At 36.6% G+C, this 23,204-nt stretch carries 26 protein-coding genes; 11 read left to right on the top strand and 15 right to left on the bottom strand.

The annotated features are described in order from the left end of the window. Window positions 1–116: 116 nt before the first annotated feature. Window positions 117–1,268 carry a homogentisate 1,2-dioxygenase gene (locus tag REB14_RS08135; protein WP_209785777.1) on the bottom strand — a complete coding sequence of 384 codons (1,152 nt, stop codon included), beginning with the start codon at window positions 1,266–1,268 and terminating at the stop codon, window positions 117–119. Between the two features lie 123 nt (window positions 1,269–1,391). Between REB14_RS08135 and REB14_RS08130 the strand changes: the two genes are divergently transcribed. Together REB14_RS08130 and REB14_RS08125 are read left to right on the top strand one after the other, a co-directional pair. Continuing rightward, window positions 1,392–3,461, top strand: coding sequence for a TonB-dependent receptor plug domain-containing protein (locus REB14_RS08130; protein ID WP_309521931.1), 2,070 nt, complete (start codon window positions 1,392–1,394; stop codon window positions 3,459–3,461). Then, entirely contained in the window at window positions 3,458–3,919 is a 462-nt protein-coding gene (locus REB14_RS08125; protein ID WP_309521930.1) for a thioredoxin family protein, read from the top strand. Before REB14_RS08130 ends, REB14_RS08125 begins: the two co-directional genes overlap by 4 nt. Window positions 3,920–4,310: 391 nt before the next feature. On the opposite strand, the gene REB14_RS08120 is transcribed toward REB14_RS08125, so the two are convergent. Both REB14_RS08120 and REB14_RS08115 read right to left on the bottom strand, forming a co-directional pair. Beyond that, complete coding sequence (locus tag REB14_RS08120) at window positions 4,311–4,805, bottom strand: cupin domain-containing protein (RefSeq protein ID WP_309521929.1); 495 nt, start codon at window positions 4,803–4,805, stop codon at window positions 4,311–4,313. Window positions 4,806–4,808: 3 nt separating this feature from the next. Next, complete coding sequence (locus REB14_RS08115) at window positions 4,809–5,798, bottom strand: quinone oxidoreductase family protein (protein WP_309521928.1); 990 nt, start codon at window positions 5,796–5,798, stop codon at window positions 4,809–4,811. Window positions 5,799–5,889: 91 nt separating this feature from the next. Between REB14_RS08115 and REB14_RS08110 the strand changes: the two genes are divergently transcribed. Next, on the top strand, window positions 5,890–6,267 hold the full coding sequence (locus tag REB14_RS08110; protein WP_034697438.1) for a winged helix-turn-helix transcriptional regulator: 378 nt from the start codon (window positions 5,890–5,892) through the stop codon (window positions 6,265–6,267). A 292-nt stretch (window positions 6,268–6,559) separates the two neighbouring features. On the opposite strand, the gene REB14_RS08105 is transcribed toward REB14_RS08110, so the two are convergent. The 4 genes from REB14_RS08105 to REB14_RS08090 form a co-directional block, all read right to left on the bottom strand. Beyond that, window positions 6,560–7,414, bottom strand: a complete 855-nt coding sequence (locus tag REB14_RS08105; RefSeq protein ID WP_309521927.1) for a glycine betaine ABC transporter substrate-binding protein — start codon at window positions 7,412–7,414, stop codon at window positions 6,560–6,562. A gap of 1 nt (window position 7,415) precedes the next feature. Next, on the bottom strand, window positions 7,416–8,243 hold the full coding sequence (locus REB14_RS08100) for an ABC transporter permease (protein WP_079240652.1): 828 nt from the start codon (window positions 8,241–8,243) through the stop codon (window positions 7,416–7,418). 1 nt (window position 8,244) lies between these two features. After that, complete coding sequence (locus REB14_RS08095) at window positions 8,245–9,495, bottom strand: quaternary amine ABC transporter ATP-binding protein (protein WP_309521926.1); 1,251 nt, start codon at window positions 9,493–9,495, stop codon at window positions 8,245–8,247. Between the two features lie 534 nt (window positions 9,496–10,029). Continuing rightward, a complete protein-coding gene (locus tag REB14_RS08090) occupies window positions 10,030–10,395 on the bottom strand; it encodes a DUF1304 domain-containing protein (RefSeq protein WP_047429381.1) in 366 nt (121 codons plus the stop codon). 63 nt (window positions 10,396–10,458) lie between these two features. Here REB14_RS08090 and REB14_RS08085 point away from each other — a divergent pair, with 63 nt between their 5' ends. The 3 genes from REB14_RS08085 to REB14_RS08075 all read left to right on the top strand — a co-directional run bounded on the left by REB14_RS08085 (window position 10,459) and on the right by REB14_RS08075 (window position 11,978). Further along, window positions 10,459–11,031, top strand: a complete 573-nt coding sequence (locus REB14_RS08085; RefSeq protein ID WP_482155927.1) for a Crp/Fnr family transcriptional regulator — start codon at window positions 10,459–10,461, stop codon at window positions 11,029–11,031. A 63-nt stretch (window positions 11,032–11,094) separates the two neighbouring features. Next, on the top strand, window positions 11,095–11,526 hold the full coding sequence (locus tag REB14_RS08080; RefSeq protein WP_167595382.1) for a DoxX family protein: 432 nt from the start codon (window positions 11,095–11,097) through the stop codon (window positions 11,524–11,526). Window positions 11,527–11,534: 8 nt separating this feature from the next. Then, window positions 11,535–11,978, top strand: a complete 444-nt coding sequence (locus REB14_RS08075; RefSeq protein WP_079240655.1) for a carboxymuconolactone decarboxylase family protein — start codon at window positions 11,535–11,537, stop codon at window positions 11,976–11,978. Between the two features lie 246 nt (window positions 11,979–12,224). Here the strand turns inward: REB14_RS08075 and REB14_RS08070 are convergent, their stop codons facing one another. From REB14_RS08070 to REB14_RS08045, 6 genes are all read right to left on the bottom strand, one after another. Continuing rightward, a complete protein-coding gene (locus REB14_RS08070; RefSeq protein ID WP_309521924.1) occupies window positions 12,225–13,193 on the bottom strand; it encodes a cyclase family protein in 969 nt (322 codons plus the stop codon). A gap of 200 nt (window positions 13,194–13,393) precedes the next feature. Continuing rightward, complete coding sequence (locus tag REB14_RS08065) at window positions 13,394–14,377, bottom strand: aldo/keto reductase (protein ID WP_309521923.1); 984 nt, start codon at window positions 14,375–14,377, stop codon at window positions 13,394–13,396. A 164-nt stretch (window positions 14,378–14,541) separates the two neighbouring features. Further along, a complete protein-coding gene (locus REB14_RS08060) occupies window positions 14,542–15,294 on the bottom strand; it encodes a type 1 glutamine amidotransferase domain-containing protein (protein WP_202971508.1) in 753 nt (250 codons plus the stop codon). A 2-nt stretch (window positions 15,295–15,296) separates the two neighbouring features. Then, entirely contained in the window at window positions 15,297–15,584 is a 288-nt protein-coding gene (locus REB14_RS08055; protein ID WP_079240658.1) for a putative quinol monooxygenase, read from the bottom strand. 2 nt (window positions 15,585–15,586) lie between these two features. Then, window positions 15,587–16,471, bottom strand: coding sequence for an NAD-dependent epimerase/dehydratase family protein (locus tag REB14_RS08050; protein WP_079240659.1), 885 nt, complete (start codon window positions 16,469–16,471; stop codon window positions 15,587–15,589). Continuing rightward, window positions 16,468–17,085 carry an NAD(P)H-dependent oxidoreductase gene (locus REB14_RS08045; protein ID WP_079240660.1) on the bottom strand — a complete coding sequence of 206 codons (618 nt, stop codon included), beginning with the start codon at window positions 17,083–17,085 and terminating at the stop codon, window positions 16,468–16,470. Before REB14_RS08045 ends, REB14_RS08050 begins: the two co-directional genes overlap by 4 nt. A 314-nt stretch (window positions 17,086–17,399) precedes the next feature. Between REB14_RS08045 and REB14_RS08040 the strand changes: the two genes are divergently transcribed. Both REB14_RS08040 and REB14_RS08035 read left to right on the top strand, forming a co-directional pair. Next, window positions 17,400–18,146 (top strand): metallophosphoesterase family protein, encoded by a 747-nt coding sequence (locus tag REB14_RS08040; RefSeq protein WP_079240661.1) that lies wholly within the window; start codon window positions 17,400–17,402, stop codon window positions 18,144–18,146. Window positions 18,147–18,186: 40 nt separating this feature from the next. Beyond that, window positions 18,187–19,083 carry a LysR family transcriptional regulator gene (locus REB14_RS08035; protein WP_079240662.1) on the top strand — a complete coding sequence of 299 codons (897 nt, stop codon included), beginning with the start codon at window positions 18,187–18,189 and terminating at the stop codon, window positions 19,081–19,083. Here REB14_RS08035 and REB14_RS08030 read toward each other — a convergent pair. Then, complete coding sequence (locus REB14_RS08030; protein ID WP_079240663.1) at window positions 19,060–19,527, bottom strand: GNAT family N-acetyltransferase; 468 nt, start codon at window positions 19,525–19,527, stop codon at window positions 19,060–19,062. The two genes, REB14_RS08035 and REB14_RS08030, sit on opposite strands and share 24 nt — an antisense overlap. Continuing rightward, window positions 19,527–19,961, bottom strand: coding sequence for a GNAT family N-acetyltransferase (locus tag REB14_RS08025; RefSeq protein ID WP_079240664.1), 435 nt, complete (start codon window positions 19,959–19,961; stop codon window positions 19,527–19,529). Before REB14_RS08025 ends, REB14_RS08030 begins: the two co-directional genes overlap by 1 nt. A gap of 304 nt (window positions 19,962–20,265) precedes the next feature. Between REB14_RS08025 and REB14_RS08020 the strand changes: the two genes are divergently transcribed. The 3 genes from REB14_RS08020 (at window position 20,266) to REB14_RS08010 (ending at window position 23,148) form a co-directional block, all read left to right on the top strand. Further along, the gene (locus REB14_RS08020; protein ID WP_079240665.1) at window positions 20,266–21,141 is read left to right on the top strand and encodes an aldo/keto reductase; all 876 of its coding nucleotides are present in this window, start codon (window positions 20,266–20,268) and stop codon (window positions 21,139–21,141) included. Window positions 21,142–21,244: 103 nt separating this feature from the next. Beyond that, window positions 21,245–21,949, top strand: coding sequence for a DNA alkylation repair protein (locus REB14_RS08015; protein ID WP_079240666.1), 705 nt, complete (start codon window positions 21,245–21,247; stop codon window positions 21,947–21,949). 140 nt (window positions 21,950–22,089) lie between these two features. Further along, window positions 22,090–23,148 (top strand): NAD(P)H-dependent flavin oxidoreductase, encoded by a 1,059-nt coding sequence (locus tag REB14_RS08010; RefSeq protein WP_079240667.1) that lies wholly within the window; start codon window positions 22,090–22,092, stop codon window positions 23,146–23,148. Window positions 23,149–23,204: the final 56 nt, after the last annotated feature.

The following is a 23,204-nucleotide window of genomic DNA, read 5'->3' as shown; positions in this document are numbered from 1 at the left end:
TGATGGTAAATATGTTAACCATACCTCACAAATTTACGAAAAAAGACGCTTTAAATAAAGGATTTAAAGCGTCTTTTGTATGTATTCAGTAATACTTTTTGATAATTTTTACTGTTTTATTCTAACCATGAAGTTTTATAAGAAGGATCTTCTACTTTTAAAGCTTCTTCTGTAATTTTTAACGGGCGGAAAGGGTCTACCATTACCGCATATTCTTCCGTGAATTTTTTACCGATACTTCTTTCCATCGCTCCCGGATGAGGTCCGTGTACAATTCCGCCAGGGTGCAGGGTAAAGTCCATTAAATCAATATGGTTACGGCTCATGAAATCACCTTCTGTGTAGAACAATACCTCATCAGAGTCAATATTAGAGTGGTTATAAGGCGCCGGAATAGCCTGTGGATGATAATCATACATTCTTGCACAGAATGAGCACACTACGAAATTGTGTCCTTCAAAATTCTGGTGAACCGGTGGCGGTTGGTGAATTCTTCCCGTAATCGGTTCGAAGTTTTTGATATTGAATTTGTAAGGATAAAAATAGCCGTCCCAACCTACCACATCAAACGGGTGTGTAGCGTAGATGAAGTCGGTAATCTGGTTTTCTTTTTTTACTTTAATTAAGAATTCTCCTTTTTCATCGATAGGTTCCTTATAAGTAGGAGCAATCATATCTCTTTCGCAGAATGGAGAATGTTCCAAAAGCTGTCCGAATTCGTTTCTGTATCTTTTTGGAGTATAAATAGGAGAGTGGCTTTCCAACACAAAAAATACTGTATCATCAGACTTCAGTTCCACCTGATAAATCGTTCCTCTCGGAATAATCAGATAATCTCCGGTTACGAATTCAAGATCACCTACAAATGTTTTCAAAATTCCGGTTCCGTTATGAACATACAAAAGCTCATCACATTCTGCATTTTTGTAGAAATAATCCATCGATTTTCTTGGCTTTGCCAATCCCATTTTCAGGTCGTTATTCATCAAAAGGATTTTTCGGCTGTCCATAAAATCATCTTCAGGAGTGACGTTCATTCCCTTAAACATTCTCGGAGCCACATTTTTTTCCACAGCTATTTTTGGAGTGACATCTTTCGGCTCACCGATAGATTTAATCTGTGTAGGGCGGTGGATATGATATAACAAAGAAGAAATACCATGGAAGCCTTCTGTACCGAAAAGCTGCTCATAGTAAAATTTATCTTCCGGAGACTTAAAGATCGTATGCCTTTTTGGTGGGATATTTCCCAGTTGATGATATCTCATTTTACTTTCATATGTAGTTTCTCAAATTTAATCATTTTTCATGAATTGGCTCAACCTATATTTTTTGGATTAAGTTTTGTATTTGAAAAATAATTGTTAGATTTGTCTAACAATTTTAATTTCATGAAGCGAATATTATTTTCTATTACTTTTTTATCAACCTATTGTTTTGCGCAGGAGACCGATAGTTTGAGCTTACAACAGACTAAAAATCTGGATTCTGCGAGAGTTGCGAAGAGGGAAATCAAGACAAGTAACATTGAGGATGTAGTGGTTACCGGTACCATAAAACCGATGAGTAGGTCAAAAAGTCCTGTTGCAGTAGAGATCTACAGTCAGAAATTTTTTCAGAAAAATCCTACTCCCAGTATTTTTGAAGCCATTGCGATGGTAAATGGAGTAAAACCTCAGCTGAACTGTTCCGTATGTAATACTGGAGATATTCATATTAATGGACTGGAAGGACCATATACGATGATTTTGATTGACGGAATGCCCATTGTAAGTTCACTTTCTACTGTCTATGGACTGAGTGGAATTCCGAATAGTCTTGTAGATAGAATAGAGGTTGTAAAAGGGCCAGCTTCTTCAATCTATGGTTCTGAAGCAATGGGAGGCGTAATTAATATTATTACCAAAAATGCACTGACTGCTCCTAAATTAAGTGTTGATCTGATGACATCGAGCTGGTTTGAAAATAATCTGGATCTTTCCACCAAATTCAACGTTGGGAAGAATGCTGCTTCATTATTAAGTTTAAATTATTTCAGTTTTCAGGAAAGAATAGATCAGAATAAAGATAATTTCACGGATACCACTTTACAAAGCAGAATTTCCGTATTTAACAAGTGGAATTTTAAGAGAAAAGAAAACAGACAGGCAAGTTTTGCTTTGAGGTATCTGTATGAAGACCGTTTTGGGGGAGAAATGCAGTGGAATAAATCTTTCCGTGGAAGCGATGAAGTATACGGAGAAAGTATTTATACCAACAGAGCAGAGGTTTTCGGATTGTACGAATGGCCGATGAAAGAGCATATCGTGACTCAGTTTTCTTATAATTATCACGACCAGAATTCATTTTATGGATCCAATCCGTTCAATGCGACACAAAAAGTGGCTTTCGTGCAAACGTATTGGGACAGAAGTTTTGGGAAACATGATATCACGGCCGGACTTACCTTCAAAAGAACTTTTTATGATGATAACACTCCGGGAACATTAGCCTCAGACGGCATCACGAATGCACCGATGAAATCACCTATCTGGGGAGCTTTTATTCAGGACCAATGGGAAATCAACGATAAAAATACGTTGTTGCTTGGCTACCGATATGATTATGATAAAGTACATCATTCCGTCCATTCACCGAGGTTTGCATGGAAATTTAATCCTAATCCGTATCATACTTTACGTTTTAATTTTGGAACAGGTTTCAGAGTAGTTAATTTATTTACGGAAGATCACGCAGCTTTGACAGGTTCAAGAGAAGTTGTGGTAAAATCTGACCTGAAACCGGAAAGATCTATCAACGGGAACCTGAATTATATCTGGAAAATCCCTGTCGGTAACCGGATGGTGAATCTTGATGCGTCTGCATTTTATACTTACTTCAGTAATAAAATTGTAGGAGATTTTGATTCCGATCCTAATAAAATTATTTATGACAATCTTCACGGATACGGAATTTCAAGAGGTGCTTCCCTGAATGTGGATTTCAGTTTTCAGTTTCCTTTAAGTGTTAATCTGGGAGTTACTTATCTGGATGTCTATCAGAAATTTGATAACGAAAATCAAAAAACACAACAGCTGCATGCGCCCAAATGGAGTGGAACTTATAACCTGACTTATAAATTCGCGAATAACCTGACCATCGATTTTACAGGACAGTTCTACGGACCAATGAGGCTTCCTGTTCTTGTGAACGATTTCCGCCCTGAATATTCACCATTTTATTCTTTGGCCAATATTCAGGTGTCCAAGAGTTTCAAATCCGGATTTGAAGTGTATTGCGGGATGAAAAACTTATTCAATTTCAGACCTAAAGATCCTTTGATGAGACCATTTGACCCGTTTGATAAGCATGTTGATGATCCTATCAATAATCCTAATCATTATACTTTTGATACAGCGTACGGCTATGCACCGATGCAGGGGATCAGAGGTTTCCTGGGAGTAAAATATACTTTAAAATGAAAAAAATAGCTTTATTTTTAATGTTAGTGCCCTGTTTTTATCTGTCTCAGATGAAGACAGGCACTTTTTCTGATCTTGAAGTTCAGCAGAAAGAAAATCCTAAGCCGGTTGTTATTCACCTTTATACGGACTGGTGTGCAGTCTGTAAGATTGAGTCTTTCCGTATGAGTAAAGATAAAGAGTTGGTTGATATGATCAATGATCATTTTTATTTTGTCAATTTCGAGGCAGAAAAGACGAAGGAAAAAATCCATTTCCAGAATCAGGAGTTTGAATATCTGCAGAATGGAAATTCCGGAATTCATGAATTGGCGTTGGCTTTGTCTAAGAATAAAAATCAGCCTGTTTATCCTTTGTGGGTATTTCTGGATAAGCATCAGAATCTGGTGTATTATCAGGAAGGGCAGATGACACCTGAGAAAATGAAGCAGAAACTGTTGGAGATTTCTGCTTTGTAATTGAATGTTGTTTATATATTATTTCCCACAGATTACATGAATTACACAGATGCTTGTGGAAAATCTGAGTGCGTTTTTTTATGTTTCTGAGTTTTGTTGGAAAAACGCAAAGGCGCAATTTTTTTCTTTCTTCTGTTTTAAGTCGCAAGGATTTTATCTGTAATAAAATTGTATATTCCTAATACTTTATAAATAATTCCTTGCTGAAAATCTTTGATTTTCTACGCTTTAAAAAACAACACATTATTTATTTTTATTGCGCCTTTACGTTTTTCTAACCTTGCAAAATCTTATTTTTATTTCCCACAGATTACACAGATGCCACAGATTTTTAGCTTGTTGAAGTTTTAAAATTTGTGAGAACGATCCCAATCTTTAAATCTTTAAATTTTTAAATAATTAAATCTTTTAATTCTCCCCCCTCAGCATCAATCAAAACAGCCAGCTGAATACAAGGTTCATCAGTACGGTTGCTCCACGCATGATTCGTTCCTCTTTGAATGACGATATCTCCCGGTTTCAGAAGAGTTTCGCCTTCTTCCATGATGAGGAAAAGCTCACCGGAAAGAATAATGATATAATCCAGTGTTGGTGTCTGATGCATCATCGGGTGAGATTCATTCTTTTTCCATTCTACACCTAAACCTTTATCCGGAGGGACAACAACATATCGAAAATAAGTTCCATTTTTAGGAGTTTGTGGAAATCCGGTATTGGGAATTCTGGTTTCAAAATCCAGACTGGCCGGCGTGGTCTGAGTATTCCAAACATCGGAAATGATAAGTCCCGGAAAGTGTTCTACAGCATTTTCTATCTGCTTGTCTTCTATAATGACAGATTTTCCGTCTTTCGTTCCTGTTACGATTCGTCTTGGTATTTTGTTCATAGATTAATGTTTCATGATCAGTTTATGACCTTGGGTTTGATTATTTTTTAGAATAGAATGTGCCTTCAGAACAGTATCCAAAGAAAGATTTCCAACGGTTTTATATTGTGGAGGGAGGATCGTTTCGTTTTCAATGAGTGCCTTGATGGTAAGCAAACTGTTTTTATAATACTCATATTTTTTTACCATTCCATACGTATAATTGGAGATATTCATAATCAATGTCCCTTTATTGAAGAGGATTTCGTGAGCATCTTTTGTAACCAAAGCGGTTACATCCACATACATTCCGTTAATTTTTAAAACTTCTGCAGTCACTTCAGACATATAATTTCCTACGAGATCAATTCCATATTCAAAAGGTTGATCAGCATTGGCTTTTAAAATGTTTTTAATAAGATTTTCATCTCTGTAATGAATGATTTGATGATCTTTTAAACCCAATTTGAGAAGAATCTGTCTGTTTTCTTCACTTCCCACTGTGGCTGTGATCTGTCGGATATTATGTGCTAATAAAAGTTTGATTAAAAATGAACCTACGCCTCCGGCTGCTCCTGTTACCAAAACAGTGTTTTCCATGTTTAAATTTAAACGATTAAAGATCTGTAAAGAAGTAAGCCCTGCAGAAGGAGTGGCTGCCGCCTGTTCAAACGAAATATTTTTTGGTTTAAAGGAAACAATAGCTTCAGGAACTGCAATATATTCAGCGTAAGTACCGTTGCTTCCCATAGAGCCGCTTCCACTATATACTTCATCACCAATATTGAATTCTGTAACTTCGGAACCTTTATCCACTACAATTCCTGATAATTCTCTTCCTAATATGGGTGAACTGATCAGCTTGCGTTCCAATTCATTTTCCAACATTTGATAATCAATAGGATTGAAGCCGCTTGCCTTAATCTGGATTAAAACTTCATTGTTTTTGGGTTGAGGCTGCTCTGCCAGTCCGTCTTCCAGCTTTCCGTTTTTATTTAAAATAATTGCTTTCATACATTTAATTTGATACACAAATGTAAAGAGGGAATAGTTTATATTTGCTACTAGTTAACCAATGGTAACTAGTTACCTTCATGAAACTATTATGGCAAAAATCATTGAAAACGGCATCGAAAGAGAAGCCAGCTGCACAGAAGAATTGTTCGCGATGCGGGACAGTCTGGACGTTTTGGGAGGAAAATGGAAACTGATGATTTTACGATATCTGACGAACAGACCGGATCAGATGATTCATTTTAAAAAGCTGGAACGCAGTATTGAAGGAATTTCAGCTAAAATGCTGAGCAAAGAATTAAAAGAACTGGAAACCAATCTGCTGATCACAAGGACCATTCAGGATACAAAACCGATTACGGTAACGTATGCAGTGACGGAATATGGAAAATCTGTATTTCCTGTAACAGAAACATTAGTCAATTGGGGAATAATCCATCGGGAGAAAATTAAAGAATCAATGGGATAGTTATGAGATATTGGCAAACGCAAAGACGCAAGAATTTTCCTTTAAATATGTCTTAAGGCGCAAGGATTTTATCTTTGATAAAATTTAATTCTGTTGAATTTTGGATAAAATAAACTTGCTGAAAATCTTTGATTTTCTCGCGCCTTAAAGCAGTATGTTATTAAATTTCTTTGCGCCTTTGCGATTACTAATAAATATTGCTTCATAGAGAAAAGATTAAATAATCTATGTCGATGAAAAAATCCTCAGACCCATTTAGAGTTGAGGATTTTAAATGATACCAAATTGTTGATTAATTTTGATCTAACCACGACTGTATCAGCTCAGCGTGATCTTCTACCCATTCTTTAGCGGTAGCTTCTTTATTTTTACTCTGTTCCATTTTCATTAAAAGATCAGACATATTTTCATCATCAAAATGAACTTTGGAAAAGAATTTAGCCAGCTCCGGATGATCCTTCACAAAACTTTTTCTGGAATAGGTTTTAATCTGTTCTGCTTCGCCGTAAATCTTTTTGGGATCATCAAGAAACTTTAGCTTCATTTTACCGAACATCCAATGGGGCTGCCATCCGGTTACCACAATCCATTCTTTACGCTGTATGGCATTCTGTAACTCGGTGATCATGGCAATGGTAGAGGAGTTGATCTGCTGAAAATCTAGTTTATAATCAACAATTGCTTTATCTGTTCCGGTAGTTAATCCGGCTCCTTTTTCAATTCCAATAATTCTGTGACTGAACTGCTCTTTATGCTCATTGAGCTCTTCAATGGAATTAACAGGAATGTATTCCGGCACAACCAATCCTATACGACCGTTATCATAATTGGTTCCAAGATGAGTCAGTCCCGGAAATTTAGCCAGCTTTTTTGCGTGGGTGTAAGGTAACCAGACTCCCATGAAAAGGTCTGTATCTTCATTATTCATCGAAGCCAGAATCATATCTGTAGAAGCTTTTTGAATAATAACATGATAACCTTGCTTATCCAGAATAGCTTTAGCAACGTGTGTCATCGCTACATCTTCTGCCCAGCCATCTACCATTCCTATGGTGATATACTTTGAGTTTTTTATGTTTTCACACGAACTTAATGCGGTAAATATGAACATTAAAACGGGTAAAAACAGATATTTAAGTTGTTTCATCTTATTGCTTTTTCTTTACAAATCCCTGGGTAATACGGTCGAGGATAATGGCCAATATCACCACGGATAAACCACTTTCAAATCCTAATCCGATATCCAGATTATTAATTCCTTCCAGTACTTTCTCTCCTAAGCCACCTGCAGCAATCATTCCTGCAATAACAACCATGGATAATGATAGCAGTATGGTTTGATTAATTCCCGTTAAAATCGTTTTCATTGCTAAAGGAAGTTCTACTTTGAACAGGATCTGACGATTGGTGGCACCGAAAGCTCTGGCAGCTTCCACAATATCTTTTGGAACGGCTTCAATTCCTAATGTCGTTAATCGAACTGCTGGCGGCATGGCGAAAATGATGGTTGCAAAAGCACCCGGTACTTTACCGATACTGAAAAACAGTACAGCCGGAATCAGGTAGACAAATGCGGGCATGGTCTGCATTAAATCCAGTAAAGGACGAATGATTTTGTCGGCTATTTTGCTTTTAGCTGCTAAAATCCCAAGTGGAATAGAAAGAATAAGAGCGGTAATGGTAGATACAAAAATAAGTGCTAGGGTTTCCATGGTTTCTTTCCATAATCCCATTAAAAATATTAAACTTAATCCGGCAGCAGTTACCACAGCGATACCTTTTCCGGCTTTCCATAATGCCAGGAGTGTAAAAAAGAGAATGATTACATAAAAAGGGGTGTTTGTTAAAATCCATTCAATTCCCATAATGGAGGAATTTCCCAGATGTTTTATGACATCAAATACAGGCTTTCCGTTTTCTGTGAGCCAATTGATTGCAGTTTCTACATATTGGCCTATATCTATAGTTTTATTCATCTTATTGATTGTTTGCGATTTCTTTTAATTCTATAATCTCTTCTTCGTTAAACTTGGTAGCTTCTATGACAAGCGATAACTGGGTTACTAGACCTAAAAATTTATTGTCTTCATCAATAACAGCAATGGACGATTTATTTTCAGAGATCAATGGTAGCATTTCTTCTACAGTCACTTCCGGATAAACCGAGGGAACATTACTGTTGATAATAGATTCTACCGTAGGTTCTTTCTTTTTGGCGATGCGCACAACATCTTTAAGCGTTACAAAACCAAGGAATTTATTTTGAAAATCTACCACAGGCAAGTTTTCCAGACCTGTAGCCCTCATTTTTCTTAAAGCGCCTTCAGGACCATCTTTTCTGAAACGTACTACCGTTGCTTTGTCGAACATCAAAGATCTTGCAGTGATAATGGTCTTACGGTCTACTTTCTCTACAAACGCTTTCACATAGTCGCTGGCAGGATTGGTTAAAATATCTTCCGCTGTTCCTATTTGTTCTATCACCCCATCTTTCATAATGACGATACGGTCTCCGATTTTAATGGCTTCATCCAAATCGTGGGTAATAAAGACTATGGTTTTTTGCAATGTATTCTGGAGTTCAAGCATCTGATCCTGCATTTCAGATTTGATCAATGGATCCAATGCAGAGAAAGCTTCATCCATAAGCAAAACTTCAGGATCATTTGCCAACGCTCTTGCTAATCCTACTCTTTGCTGCATTCCTCCTGAAAGTTGGGAAGGATATTGGTTTTCAAAGCCGGTTAATCCTACGATGTCCAGAGCTTTCTGTGCTTTTTTATCGCGTGAAGCTTTGTCTTCTCCTCTGATTTCCAGTCCAAAACCTGCATTATCTAAAATGGTATGATGGGGAAGCAGTCCGAATTTCTGGAATACCATACTCATTTCTGTTCTTCTTACTTCCAACAGTTCTTTGTTGTTTTTTCCGGTAATATCATCGTCATTGATGAATACTTTTCCTGAAGTAGGTTCATTCAGTCTGTTAAGGCAACGCAGTAAAGTCGATTTTCCGCTTCCTGAAAGTCCCATGATCACAAAGAATTCTCCTTCATGAATTTCAAAACTGGCTTTGTTGATTCCTATGGTACAGCCAGTTTTTTCAAGAATTTCCTTTTTGGAAAAACCTTTATCCAGAAGCTCCTGTGCTTTTTCTTTGTTTTTACCAAAGATGATCGTCAGGTCTTCCACTTTAAGTTTTACTTTTCGAGTGTTTTCATTTTTTTCCATATTCAGAATTTTTCAATTAATAATTTGATATAAAAAATTGTACACCAATTCATTATATACATTTAGCATTCGTTGTTCTGCTGATGACGATAGGATAAAATAATTTGCTAAGCCTTTAGTAATAAAAGCTTTAAACAAAAAAATAACAGCATAAAGACCTGCTGGCCTTATGTTTATTTTAAATATTTCAATAGATTATACTCTAGAAAAAGAGTGCATTATGTAAAAAGAAACTGATCTTTTACATAGATTCTACAATTAAATTACTGATGAGGTAATTACAGATATGTGTACTGAACAACTTGAATGGCTACATTTCATCAAAATGCTTGCCAGCATCAAAAAACTGTATATCAATTTTTTATGACGGTGCAAATTTACGAATTATATATTAAATGGATTTTTGTATATGTAAGTTATTGATTATCAATGATATTTTAAAGAGATGATTTCATGACGAATTTTCTCTTATCATTCAAGTTAAGAGAATATTGAGGTTGGAATTATTTTAGAAAAATCTTAACGTTATACCAGTTATTTTAATAAAACGGCAATAATGGCAAGGATAGCGGGTAAAGCCTGAACGAAGAATATTTTTTTAGTGGCTGAAATTGCTCCATAGATTCCTGCTACGGCTACACATCCTAAAAAGAATAACGCTACATTGGTCTGCCATTGCGGATCTTTAATCAAAAAAGACCAGATCAGTCCGGCAGCCAGAAATCCATTGTAAAGTCCCTGATTGGCAGCAAGTCCTTTTGTTGGCTTAAACATTTCTGCAGGCAGAGCTGCTTTAAAAACTTCTTTTCCTTTGGTTTCCCATGCGAACATTTCCATCCAAAGAATATAAAGGTGTTCCAGTGCAACGACGGCGATCAGAATTTTAGCAACGATTTCCATAATAAATATTTTCTCATTGTAAAACTAAAAAAATAAAGTTAAGTTTGAGTATTAATTCTTACAATGGACTCATTCAAATCACATTTAAACAAATTTATTATGATAACTGACGACGAATATACTTCTATTGTATCTTTTTTTGAGGTCATGGATGTGAAAAAGAAACAAAATCTGGTGCTGGAAGGAGAGATCTGCCGGACGATGTATTTTGTGGTGAAAGGATGTCTGAGAAAATTTTTCATCAATGAAAAAGGGGTTGAGCAAACTACGGAATTTGCCATTGAGAACTGGTGGATGACGGATACATTTGCTTACGAAAGGCAGATCCCAACGGATTTTTCAATCCAGGCAGTAGAACATTCTTCTATTCTGGTGATTGATTTTGAACGTCAGGAAGAATTATTAAAAAAACATCCTGTCATGGAAAGGTATTTCCGGATGATCTATCAAAGAGCCTATGCAGCTTCAGAACGCAGAATCCGTTATTTGTATGAAATGTCCAGAGAAGAACTTTATATGCATTTCAGTACATTATATCCGTGGTTTATCCAGAGAATTCCACAATATTTAATTGCTTCCTTTTTGAATCTGACTCCGGAATATCTGAGTGAAATCAGAGCAAAATTACGATCTTAAACCAGTTTAAGTTTTTTACGGATCAGAAGCCGGAAATTTGTCATGTAATTAAAAGCTAATGCAATGACAGATCACAAAAATCAATTTCCGCAACTTTTTTTAAGACTGGCTCTCGCTGTTACGATGCTTTCTGCAGTGGCAGACCGATTCGGATGGTGGAGCAAAGAAAATTCGTCATGGGGAAACATGGAGAGTTTTAAAGAATATACAAGACAGCTGACCTATTTCCTTCCGGAAGCTTTGAGTACGGTTTCAGCGTATGCCGCAACCTTTTTAGAAATTCTTTTTCCTTTGATGCTGATTTTTGGATTTAAAACAAAAATGGCAGCCTACGGAAGCAGTATCCTGCTGTTAATTTTTGCCATATCCATGACCATTGCATCAGGGCCAAAGGCTCCACTCAACTATTCTGTATGGGTGGGATGTGCTGCTGCGCTTTTACTGGCAGTACAACAACATTATTCTTTAAGTATAGATCAATTAACCAAAAAATAATACATATTATGAGCGCAAGATTAAATATTGCAACAGTAGATTCCGCAGCTTATAAAGCCATGCTTGGATTGGAAGGTTATTTACAAACTATTTCTTTAACACACATTCAGAAGGAACTGATTAAGATCAGAGCTTCACAGATCAATAAATGTGCTTTCTGCCTTGATATGCATACCAAAGATGCCATCAAATACGGAGAAAATCCTCAAAGAATTTTTATTCTGAACGGATGGACGGAAGCCAAAGAATTTTTCACTGAAGAAGAACAGGTGCTATTGGCAATGACCGAAGAAATTACGCTGATCAGCGATAAAGGATTAACCGAAGAAACGTATCAAAAAGCGAAGTCTTTCTTTGATGATAACCAGATTGCTCAGATCATTATGGCTATTGTAACAATCAATGCCTGGAACAGAATTGCAGTAAGTACTCATCTTCCGATTGCAAAATAGAGAAGTCGGGAAGATGGGTGATGGAGGATGGAAGTTGATGAAGACTGCATCATCTACGGATGTTTACTTTATTTTAAAAAAAAACGGCCTTTCAAATTTTTGAAAGGCCGTTTTGATGCAAGATGCAAAGTGACAGTGTAACACGGTTTGGTATTAATTCTAAAAATAAATTCTTTGGTTCATTTTATTTTTTAAACTGAATTACGTTGTCTCTCCGTTTCTCAGATTATATTTTCAATATCTAGATTAATAAATCGCCACAGGATTTACATTCACCTGAGTAGAACCTACATATAAAGGCTGTCCCAGCACAAATAAAAATTCCCAGATTTTTTGCTTTACCAATGGACGGGTGTCTATGAGTTCCAGATTATAAATTCCTTTTTTAGCCAGCATAAACTGATTGATAGGGAATTCTTCTTTACTTTTTGGGTTTGGATACACTTCGGAAGCCCAAGTATCACCACCAAAAGCAACGATTCCCTGGTCAGCAAGCCATTTTGCAGCATCCATTCCGATTCCGGGTTCTGTTTCAAGGAATTGCTGGTTGTTTTTACCAATCAATTCAAGCCATCCGGTATTGAAAAGGACAATATCACCTTTTCGTAGGGTAAGTTTCTGTTTCTTTAAAACGGATTGGATATCTTCTACGGTAAATTCTGTTCCTCCCGGCACAATAGATTTTCCATAATGAGCCGTCATGTCAAGAACTACACCGCGGGTAACGAAAGGAGGCACTTTTTCCACACCCAGTTTTTTTACGCCCTCTACGGTTACAAAATCTGTTGCTTTATTTCCGTTGTAGTAAGTATTGTCAATACCAATGTGTCCAATACCATTCAGTTGTGTTCCTACTCCGGTCCATCCGTTTACTAATTCATCATTGAAGGTGAATTTATTAGGGCCTATGCTTTTTCCGGCCTGTTCTCCGGGCTGAATATTGTATAAATTAAAGCTTCTGTGTCTGAAAGCGGGAAGGTTTTTATCAATAGGAACGGCAAGGGCTAATGTTTTACCTTGTTTTACTAATCCTAGTGCTTGTTTTACGACTTCCGGTGTTAACAGATTGGCTGCTCCAATCTCATCTGTCACACCGTAAGCGGAAGGATACCATGATTTGTCTTCCGGATTGACGAGTGTCTGAGATTTTAAACTAATGCTGTTGAAAGTCAATAGTGTAGCTAACCCGAACATTTTGATCAGATTATTTTTCATTTTTATGAGGTTTGGGGTTAAAGAAGGGAAGCAGGAAGCTAGGGGAGGGAGGTTATTGAAGTCTGATAACAAATGGATTAGTGTACAATTCAACTTCAATTGTCATTCCGACGAAGGAGGAATCTCTTTGTTATGGTCAGAATAGTACAATAGAAATAGCATAGCTTCTATCTTCCATCCTCCAGCTTCCAGCATTTACATTAAATTTCGCTCAAAGCAGAATTGATAAAGCTTAATTCTTCCTGTGAAAGGTCAATAGACATTGCTTTTGCATTTTCGATGGCTTGCTGTGCATTTCTTGCTCCTGCCAATACGACTGTAATGGCTGGCTGCAACGTAGTCCATCTTAATACCAGCTGAGAAAGGCTTGCTCCTTTTTTCTGAGCAATAGGTTCAATTTTTTCTAAGAAAGTTTTTACTTTATTCAGATCAAACTGAGAGAAATATCCGTTTCTGTGGTCGTTATCTTTCAATTGGGTTTCTTTGAAATATTTACCGGTTAAAAGACCTCTTTCCATCGGGCTGTATACGATAATTCCTGCATTGTTTTCCAAAGAATAAGGGACAAGATCGTTTTCAATGGCACGGTTCAGCATGCTGTAAGAAACCTGATTGCTGGCAAGTTGTAAAGTTTTGTTAGCTTCTTTCATTTGAGCAACGCCGTAGTTGCTTACTCCTGCTGTACGGATTTTTCCCTGCTGTATCAGTAATTCCATAGCTTCCATAGTTTCGGAAATTGGTGTTGTGCTATCCGGCCAGTGAAGTTGTAGAAGATCAATATAATCTGTACCTAATCTTTTTAAACTTTCTTCAACTTCTTTGATGATGTTTTCTTTAGAAGCCAATTTGTACACGGGAATAGTTTTTCCTTCGTCTTCTGCGTCAAAGAAAAATTCTCCTTTACCATTATTACTTCCGTCCCATACCAATCCGAATTTTGTTAAAAGCTGGATTTTTGAACGGTCTTTTCCTTTGATTGCTTCACCGATCATTTCTTCACTCAGCCCAAAACCATAGAATGGTGCCGTGTCAATAGAAGTTACCCCATGATCTAATGAGGCGTGAATAGAATTGATAGAATCCTGTTTTTCATTACCGCCCCACATGTTTCCGCCAATGGCAAAAGCTCCGTGTGTAATTGTTGATAATTTTAAATCAGTGTTTCCTAATTTTCTATATTCCATTTTGTTTGTTTTAAAATTGTTATTGTGTTAAACCACCCCGTCAAAAATTCTTTGAATTTTTGCCACCCCTCCGGAGGAGGGGAATTCTCGCCGTTTCAATAGTGACACTTCTAAGAACTTAAGTGTCTGAAACTTTTATGGCTTTTGTGGTTAAAAATTGTCTGTTATTTCTTTAGTTCTTTTACGATAGCCTCTCCAACGCTTTTTGCAGATTGTGGATTCTGTCCTGTGATCACTCTCTGATCGGTTACCACATGATTTTGCCAAAGCCCGGATTTTTCAAATTTTGCGCCTCTTTCTTTCAGTTTATCTTCCAGTAAGAAAGGAACTACGCTGGTTAATTTTACTTCAGATTCTTCTTCATTGGTAAAAGCATTGATTTTCTTTCCGTCCACAAGATATTTCCCATTATTCAGCTTGATATTCACAAGACCTGCTGGGCCATGACATACTCCGGCTACAATTCCTCCGTTTTCATAAATTTTAGAAGCAATATCTGCCAGTTCCTTATTGTCTGCAAAATCCCACATCGCTCCGTGTCCTCCTGCATAAAAAATGGTTGAGTATGCTTTGGGATTCACCTGTGATGGCTTCATAGAATGATCAATCTTGTTTTTGTATTCTTTGTTTTCCCAGAATTCCTTGTTGACAGGATCTTTCAAATCAAAACCATCTACCGGAGGAGTTCCGCCTTTCGGACTTACAAAGTCAATTTCATATCCTGCTTTGTGAAGAACTTCCCACGGATGAGAAACTTCACCCAGATAATATCCTGTATCTTCACCGGTACTGCCTTTTTTATCATGGCTGGTAACAACGAATAAAATTTTCTTTTTCATATTCTTTGATTTTTTGGTTTGTGCCTGTACGAATCCTATGGTAAAGACCGCAAGCATTAAAAACGCTAATTTTTTCATTATTAAAGAAGATTAGTGATATAAATTTGTGGTTTTTCCTGAAGCTTTTCATCCACCAAAGCTCCGAAGGCTTGAATGTAAGGCTGCTGGTTGTGCTGATCCAATCCTTCTTTACTTTTCCAGATTTCGTAGAAAACAAATTCATTTTTGTCTTCAATGCCCTGATGCAGGCTATAAAGCTCACAAGCTTCTTCTTTTCTTGTTTCTTTTACCATATTCTGAAGAACTTCCAGTACTTCTGCCTGATGTTCTTCTTTGGCTTTTATAATGGCTGTAAGATGAATTTTCATAATTAAATAAAATTTTCAATTGAGTTATAGATAGGTTTCCAGTCCAGTTCTACTTTAGCTTTATCTGAGCTGCATCTGCTGTTGGATGCAAAACCGAAATAGCCTCCCGCCGGACCAAATTTATTAACAGCTTCCTGTATACTTAATGATTTTGCAGGTTGTAGGCTGTATTTTTTACTGATGTTTTCTGCAATGTTTTTTAAAGAAGATGAACCATTTTCTGCATAATAAATGGAACCTCCTTTTGCTTTTTCCAATGCGAGTACATATAAATCTGCAAGGTCTTCAATATGTAAGTTAGACCAGATATTTTCCCCTTCACCAAAATAGACTCCATGTCCTTTTTCCTTAGAAAAATTGATAAGAGCAGGAATCTGGATGCTGTCTTTTTTTATTCCTAAACCTTCTCCGTAAACCATTGTAGGAACAATAACAATACTTTTTATGCCTTTGTTTGCAGATTGCAGTACATAATTGTTGATAAGAACTCTTGATGCCATTTCCAGTCTTGGTTGCAAAGGGAAATCTTCCCTGAAGATAAAGTCGCTTTTTTGACCATTCTCTTTTCCTCCAAAAATGGCAGAGCCTGAAGTGAAAATAAACGTTTTGTGACTTTCTTCCAATGCTCTGATAAAGTTATCTGCTGCATAGGAATCATCTGCAGAATCAGCATTATGAATAACCGCATCTACCTCGGAAACTGCTGTTCTGATAAGATCTTCATCATGAATACTTCCCACTATGGTTTTGATTCCTAATGATTCCAGTTCCTGTATATGGGTTTCATTACGAACCAGCCCAGTCACTTCATAATTCTTGTTTAGTAGTTTTTTTGCGATAGTTCCGCCAATATAGCCGGTAATACCTGTGATCAGTACTTTTTTCATGATACCAGTTCCGGTTTTAATTCTTTTTCAAATACATTTCTTACATGCGCTCTGTACAATGTCATATCACGTTCTACATTGGCATTCTTTTCCACATCATGAAAGTGGAAGCTTTCCATTTTTTCTAACGAAACAAAGGCATTCATTCTGTGGAATCCAAATAACGGGCCTTCATCCACACTTTTTTCACTGAAAAACTCTCCGGGAAGAGTAAAAGCTGTTGCAGGAGCGTTCCAACTTGTAGTCAGCATATATTTTCTTCCTCCAAGCATTCCTCCAGTTCCGTAGTTGATTTCGGGATTCTCAGCTTTTCTTCCGTCGCTCATATAAATTCCTTTGGCATGTCCGGCTGTGAACACTTCGTCAATATATTTTTTCAATCCGTTGGGTAATTGGAACCACCAGATAGGAGTGTGGTAAACAATGTAGTCTGCCCATACAAATTTCTCCACTTCTTCATTCTTGTCATAGGTTTCACTTACATTGGTTATCTTTACTTCTACATTATCAAATTCTTTAAGAACGGCTAATGTATTGTCTGCAATAGTCTGATTATATTTTCCTCCGGAATGTCCGAAATTCTGTCCTCCGTTGATGATTAGTACTTTTTTCATTTTTTTATGATTGTTTGAATTTTACTCTGCAAAGTTAGAATGGATGTTTGTATAATAAAAATAATATAAATTATAGTATGTTATTATTTTTGTGATAGTTTGTTTTTTTGATTCGGGTTGCGTGATTCGAGGTTGATTTCAACCGATTCGTTTATGTATGCAGACATTGCTAACCGTGAGTTAATCATTCACGATTGACTTTGCGTAGCAAAAATTGACTATTGACAATTTCCCTTTTCATGGTAAAATGTCATAGTATATCCGAGCTGAAATTCCTTTCCGTCATGTAAATTTGTCTAACAAATTGAAGGACAATGATACAGATAGCTGTTTTTAGTGATGTGCATGGAAATCTTCCTGCCCTGGAAGTCGTGTTGGAAGATATTGAGAAAAGAGGAATCAGGCAGAGGTTCTGTTTGGGAGATCTGGTAGATTTTGCACCCTGGGGCAATGAAGTGATAGAAAAAATAAGAAGTCTGAACATTCCTTGTTTAATGGGAAATCATGATGAAAGAATTGCCTTTGATATTCCTGTAGTTCCTTTGTCTAAGCATTCCGAAGAAGAAACGAGTGCCAGATTTATTGCGATCGATCATTCTAAAAAACATATTACAGAGGAGAATAAAAATTTTTTATCAGAACTACCTTTTCATTTAAAATTAAATTATAAAACAGGGAAGAAGCACTGGAATATTCAGTTGGTACATTCCAGTCTTGAAAGTAATGATACGTATCTCTATGAATCAGAAAATGATGAGGTTTTTGAGAATATGCTAAAAGATTCCGGAGCTGATGTTGTGGTGATGGGACACACCCATTTATCCTTTAAAAAGCAGTTTGAGAATAAAGCATGGGCTGTCAATTGTGGTTCTGTAGGTCGTTCCAAAGAAGAAAACAGACTGGCTTCTTATCTGATCCTTACTTTAGATGAAGAAAAAATTACTCCTGAAATTGTACAGTTATCTTATCCGATTGATGAAACAGTCCGTCAGATACGGGAAAGCGGGATTCCGGATTATTATGCCTTGTTTCTGAAGAATGAAAATGTATTAATATTATAATTATTTTGTAATTTTGCATTATAATATTAATAATTAAGTCATGGTTAATTTAGAATGGTATCGTACTTTTAAAGCGATCTATAAAACCGGGACATTGACAGGTGCTGCCGATGCTCTGTTTATATCACAACCAGGAGTGAGCCTTCACTTAAGCTCATTGGAAGCTTATGTAGGATACAAACTATTCGACAGAACAGGTCGAAAAATGATTCCGACAGAACGTGGGAAAGTATTATTTAATGCAGTTGCTGAACCTATTACTAAACTGGAAGATGTAGAGAAAAACTTTCAAAAATCTACAGAGAAGCATACTCCTACTATCAGTGTCGGGATGTGTTTTGAGACTTTTCAGACCACTTTGGAGCAATATGTTTCTTCATTGCCTTTTAATCTGATTATCAGTTTCGGAGAATATCCTGAAATGCTGGATCAACTGGATAAGGGAATTCTAGATCTTATCATCACTCCCAAAAAAGGCTCTTCATCCAATATCGAACATGAAGCATTCTCTTCGGAACAAATTATTCTGGTAGGAGGGAAGGATGTGGATAAAGCAGCTTTCAATAAGGTTTTAAAAACAAAAGATGCAGAGCAGATTGAAGAGTGGTTGAAGAATGAAAAATGGTATGGAACAACCGGTGATATGGAACACCTTTTCCAGTACTGGATATTAAATTTTGGTCATAAACCGAATTTCCGTCCTAATTATATCGTTCCTAACATGAACTCTATCATCCGTTGTCTCAAAGGAGGAACAGGATTAGCCGTTGTTCCTGATTTTCTATGCAGAAATGATATTGAAAGCGGTGATATCCAGTTGATTTGGGAAGGAAAGAAAAAGTTTGAAAATACCCTGTATTTCGGTTGTCGTAAGAAAACCAATTATCAAACCGAAATAGAGCATATTAAAGGATTATTCCGCAAGGTGATGGCTTAATAAAACCATATCTCTCATCTGTAAACCGTTTTCATAAATAGGAGCGGGATAGTTTTCAATAAAAAAATCTTTCAGGATTCCACTTTTAATGAAACCGTTTTTCTCATAAAATATGATCTGTTGGAAACCGGTATCCGATGTTCCAACAATTAGTGTTTTATAATGATTTTCTTTAGCAATTTCTTTTGCCTTATCTATCAGGATAGTTCCAATACCTTTATTTCTGTAGCTTTCAATAACAGCAATGTTTTTAATTTCCAGTTCAGTATGGGTCTTCTTGTACAACGCCATTACAGCAATGTTTTCAATACCGTCATGTAAAAGATAGATCTCAGAATTAAAAATATATTGATTGATAGCTTCTCGTGTTTCATCAGCCAGAAGCAGTAGATGATAAGGAATTTCTGAATCAGAATTTAGCTTGTTGAAGGTGAAATTTTCCATTACAGGCTCATATGGATAAGTGGATAGTCTTTTCCTGAACCGTCTTTCTCGGATCTTCCGGTCTTTTTGAAACCCATTTTTTCATAAAATCCGATGGCTTGAGGGTTTTGTTCATTCACATCCACTTTGGTCAATCCGGTTTTCTCTTTCATAAACTGATAAAGTGTTTTTCCGTAGCCTTTTCCACGCGTGTCATTATGAATGAAAAGCATTTCCAGGTTGCCTTCTGCTACGGATGCAAAACCTTTAGATTCGTTATTTTCAGTAATTAAATAGACTTCCAGATTAGGAAGATAATCTCTTGGAATAGCTTCTTTGAAATAATTGAAATCCTCTTCGGCAAGAAAATCATGAGTTGCTTTTACTGCTGATTCCCATATTTCCATAATTCTCGGATAATCCTCTGCTGTAGCCAATCTGATATTTTGTGACATGATTTTTTAATTTTGAACAAAAATAGGGAAAATGAAGGTGAGAAGCCAGAAGAAGGGTAAATTTTGGGCTGGAGGATGCAAGATGGGTGCTGGAAGTTAGAAGTTAGAATGATCGGTTTTATCGACCACTTATTCCCCTTCTCTGAAGGGGTGGATTTTTGCAAAGCAAAAGACTGGGTAGTTTAAACAAACCTCCATTAAATAACAATTTTTTAACAGAAACAGTAAAATTGGTAGGCAGGATTTTCAATTTTTTATTGCAAATTTGTTTATCACTTTATATTAATCATTAAAATAAAGATTTATGCAAAAGAAAACCTATACAGGACAACCTGTGGTAACATTAAATAACGGAGTGGATATTCCGGCTTTAGGATTTGGAGTATGGCAGATGGAAGATCTGAAAGAATGTGAAAATGCGGTAATCAAAGCTATTCAGACAGGATATAGAATGATTGACACCGCTGCTATTTATCAGAATGAAACTGCAGTAGGTACTGCTGTGAAAAATAGTGGTGTAAAAAGAGATGAACTGTTTATCACATCCAAAGTATGGGTTCAGGATCATGGATATGAAAAAGCAAAAAGTGCTTTTCAGAGAACATTAGACAGATTACAGATGGATTATCTTGATATGTATCTAATCCACTGGCCATATGGAGATTTTCTGGGTACATGGAAAGCTTTGGAAGAATTATATCATGAAGGAAAAATCAAAGCGATTGGAGTGTGCAATTTTACCGTGGAGAAACTGGAAGAACTGAAAGCGAATTCTACGGTTTTACCAGTGATTAATCAGATTGAGCTGCATCCTGTATTCCAGCAGAAAGAATTACAGGTATACGACAGGGAAAATAATATCGTAACACAACCTTGGAGCCCGCTAGGAAATGGTAATGCCAACCTTTTAAGCAATCCTGATCTGAAAGCGATTGCTGAAAAATATGGCAAAACTGTAGCTCAGATCATTCTGAGATGGCACTTACAGGAAGGTTTTGTTGTAATTCCGAAATCTGTGACCCCTTCAAGAATCGAAGAAAACTTTAATGTATTTGATTTTGAACTGACAGAAGATGAAATGAATGTTGTACGTTCTTTAGATACCGGAAAAAGATTATTCTTTGATCCTAAAGATCCGGAATGGGAGCAAAAAATGCTAAATTCCGTAGCGGATATTTAATAGAAATAAAGAGTAAGAATATACCCACGGATCTCACAAATTACACAGGTTTTAATCCGTATAATTTGCGAGATCTGTGGGCTTTTTAAATCAATAATAACCCATGACTGCAAAAGAATTCATAGAAACACTCTCATTATTTAAGAATGAAAAAGAACTCAATAAAGCTGAGAAGTTTTTCAAAGGAAATGATGGAGTTACCAAGAGTTTCGGGGTGAAATTCGGAGATGTTTTTACTACGGCGAAGGCATTTTCGATGATGCCTCTGGATGAAATCAATAAGCTCCTTGACAGTGACTTTTATGAAGTAAGAATGGGAGCTGTAAGTATCATGGATTTTCAGGCAAGAAGTAAAAAATCGTCTGAAGACCTGAAGAAAGCCCTTTTTGATTTGTATCTCAACCGTCATGACCGTTTGAATAACTGGGATTTTGTAGACAGAGCAGCCTGTCATGTTATTGGAGAATATCTCATTGATAAATCCAGGGATATTCTGCATAAGCTTGCTTATTCCGACAGTCCATGGGAAAGAAGAACAGCTATTGTCAGCACTCATGCATTTATCCGGAAAAATGATGTAGCAGACACCTTTGCTATTGCGGAAATCCTTGTTTACGATCCAAACGAACTTGTGAATAAAGCTGTAGGAAGCTGGATCCGGGAAGCCGGAAAAAAAGACAAAAAGAAATTACAGCATTTTCTCAATACTTACGTGAAAACAATGCCTGCTGTTACATTTTCTTATGCAACAGAAAAGCTTGATCCGGAATCAAAATTACACTATAAAGAACTCAGGAAGGCAAAATAAATCCTGCTTTGTTCCATATACAGTAGATGTTTATCAACAACTCTAAACCTTAAACTTTAAACCCTATTCTGAGCAATATCATATCATTGAATAAGAAGTATTGTCTGATTCTTCGTACATTTTAATAAAAAATAATTCTTATGTTTTGGCCGGATACAATCAGTAAAAAACTAGGGATACAATATCCTCTTATTCAGGCTCCGATGTTTGGAGTAAGTACCGTAGAGATGGCTGTTGCTGCAACGAAAGCAAATTGTCTGGGATCACTGGCGCTGGCTGATCTTTCTGCGGATCAGTCTGTGGAATTGATCAGAGAGACGAAAAAATTGACGGATAAACCTTTTGCTGCCAATATATTTGTTCATCACATTCCGGAAGTGACTGATGCTTTAAAAGAAAAGTATGGTAAAACTAAGCTTTTTATTGAGCAGCTGGCAAAGGAAAATGCAATTGAAGTACATCTCCCGGATCTTGAAGAAATCAGGGTAAACGGCTACCATGATCAGGTGGATGCCATCATTCAGGAAGACTGTAAGATTTTAAGCTTTACTTTCGGAAATCTGGATGATCAGAGTATTCAGAAGTTAAAAGAAAATGGGGTTACTCTTATCGGAACTTGTACTTCTGTGAGAGAAGCTTTATTACTTGAAAATTCCGGTATTGATATCATTTGTGTTCAGGGAATAGAGGCTGGAGGGCACAGAGGAAGTTTTGAAGCAGAAAATATTCCGCAGATCGGAGGATTATCTTTGCTCTCACAGATCTATGAACAGGTAAAAGTTCCTTTGATCTATGCAGGAGGGATTTATGGAGCGAAGACATTGCAGGCTGTTAAAGAGTTAGGAGCACAGGGTTTTCAGGTGGGCAATCTTTTACTGGCTTCTCAGGAAAGTGCTTTGCATCCTTTTGAAAAAGAAAGATTGAAAAAGGTAAGAGAAGAGGAAATTGTTTTAACGAAGAGTTTCTCCGGGCGGTATGCAAGAGGAGTGAAAAACCATTTTATAGAAACAGTAGAAAATTCAGAATATATTTTACCTTATCCTTATCAGAACAAGCTGACCAATGCTTTACGTAAAGCGGCAAAATCTTTGCAAAATCCAGAATTTGTAGGAATCTGGGTTGGACAGTCTATCCATCAGTACAGCGAACTTTCTACAGAAGAAATTTTGAAGAAACTGATCAAAGAATGTGAAAGATGAATCTGTATGTTTTAATTTGATGATAATTTTATATTTTCGTGCATCAATTGTATTGA

Source organism: Chryseobacterium metallicongregator, from assembly GCF_031324065.1.
In the GTDB taxonomy this organism is placed as follows: Bacteria; Bacteroidota; Bacteroidia; order Flavobacteriales; family Weeksellaceae; genus Chryseobacterium; species Chryseobacterium metallicongregator.
The sequence above is the reverse complement of the archived record's forward strand: the minus strand, read 5'-3'. Positions and strand labels throughout refer to the sequence as shown.

Bases quoted from the DNA above. Each gene is read 5' to 3' on its own strand.
- REB14_RS08040 (WP_079240661.1), top strand. From the start codon at position 17,400: ATGATACAGATAGCTGTTTTTAGTGATGTGCATGGAAATCTTCCTGCC.
- REB14_RS08065 (WP_309521923.1), bottom strand. From the start codon at position 14,377: ATGGAATATAGAAAATTAGGAAACACTGATTTAAAATTATCAACAATT.
- REB14_RS08060 (WP_202971508.1), bottom strand. From the start codon at position 15,294: ATGAAAAAATTAGCGTTTTTAATGCTTGCGGTCTTTACCATAGGATTC.
- REB14_RS08120 (WP_309521929.1), bottom strand. From the start codon at position 4,805: ATGAACAAAATACCAAGACGAATCGTAACAGGAACGAAAGACGGAAAA.
- REB14_RS08020 (WP_079240665.1), top strand. From the start codon at position 20,266: ATGCAAAAGAAAACCTATACAGGACAACCTGTGGTAACATTAAATAAC.
- REB14_RS08135 (WP_209785777.1), bottom strand. From the start codon at position 1,268: ATGAGATATCATCAACTGGGAAATATCCCACCAAAAAGGCATACGATC.
- REB14_RS08075 (WP_079240655.1), top strand. From the start codon at position 11,535: ATGAGCGCAAGATTAAATATTGCAACAGTAGATTCCGCAGCTTATAAA.
- REB14_RS08080 (WP_167595382.1), top strand. From the start codon at position 11,095: ATGACAGATCACAAAAATCAATTTCCGCAACTTTTTTTAAGACTGGCT.
- REB14_RS08130 (WP_309521931.1), top strand. From the start codon at position 1,392: ATGAAGCGAATATTATTTTCTATTACTTTTTTATCAACCTATTGTTTT.
- REB14_RS08110 (WP_034697438.1), top strand. From the start codon at position 5,890: ATGGCAAAAATCATTGAAAACGGCATCGAAAGAGAAGCCAGCTGCACA.
- REB14_RS08030 (WP_079240663.1), bottom strand. From the start codon at position 19,527: ATGGAAAATTTCACCTTCAACAAGCTAAATTCTGATTCAGAAATTCCT.
- REB14_RS08055 (WP_079240658.1), bottom strand. From the start codon at position 15,584: ATGAAAATTCATCTTACAGCCATTATAAAAGCCAAAGAAGAACATCAG.
- REB14_RS08035 (WP_079240662.1), top strand. From the start codon at position 18,187: ATGGTTAATTTAGAATGGTATCGTACTTTTAAAGCGATCTATAAAACC.
- REB14_RS08015 (WP_079240666.1), top strand. From the start codon at position 21,245: ATGACTGCAAAAGAATTCATAGAAACACTCTCATTATTTAAGAATGAA.
- REB14_RS08100 (WP_079240652.1), bottom strand. From the start codon at position 8,243: ATGAATAAAACTATAGATATAGGCCAATATGTAGAAACTGCAATCAAT.
- REB14_RS08025 (WP_079240664.1), bottom strand. From the start codon at position 19,961: ATGTCACAAAATATCAGATTGGCTACAGCAGAGGATTATCCGAGAATT.
- REB14_RS08070 (WP_309521924.1), bottom strand. From the start codon at position 13,193: ATGAAAAATAATCTGATCAAAATGTTCGGGTTAGCTACACTATTGACT.
- REB14_RS08115 (WP_309521928.1), bottom strand. From the start codon at position 5,798: ATGAAAGCAATTATTTTAAATAAAAACGGAAAGCTGGAAGACGGACTG.
- REB14_RS08090 (WP_047429381.1), bottom strand. From the start codon at position 10,395: ATGGAAATCGTTGCTAAAATTCTGATCGCCGTCGTTGCACTGGAACAC.
- REB14_RS08095 (WP_309521926.1), bottom strand. From the start codon at position 9,495: ATGGAAAAAAATGAAAACACTCGAAAAGTAAAACTTAAAGTGGAAGAC.
- REB14_RS08050 (WP_079240659.1), bottom strand. From the start codon at position 16,471: ATGAAAAAAGTACTGATCACAGGTATTACCGGCTATATTGGCGGAACT.
- REB14_RS08085 (WP_482155927.1), top strand. From the start codon at position 10,459: ATGGACTCATTCAAATCACATTTAAACAAATTTATTATGATAACTGAC.
- REB14_RS08010 (WP_079240667.1), top strand. From the start codon at position 22,090: ATGTTTTGGCCGGATACAATCAGTAAAAAACTAGGGATACAATATCCT.
- REB14_RS08105 (WP_309521927.1), bottom strand. From the start codon at position 7,414: ATGAAACAACTTAAATATCTGTTTTTACCCGTTTTAATGTTCATATTT.
- REB14_RS08045 (WP_079240660.1), bottom strand. From the start codon at position 17,085: ATGAAAAAAGTACTAATCATCAACGGAGGACAGAATTTCGGACATTCC.
- REB14_RS08125 (WP_309521930.1), top strand. From the start codon at position 3,458: ATGAAAAAAATAGCTTTATTTTTAATGTTAGTGCCCTGTTTTTATCTG.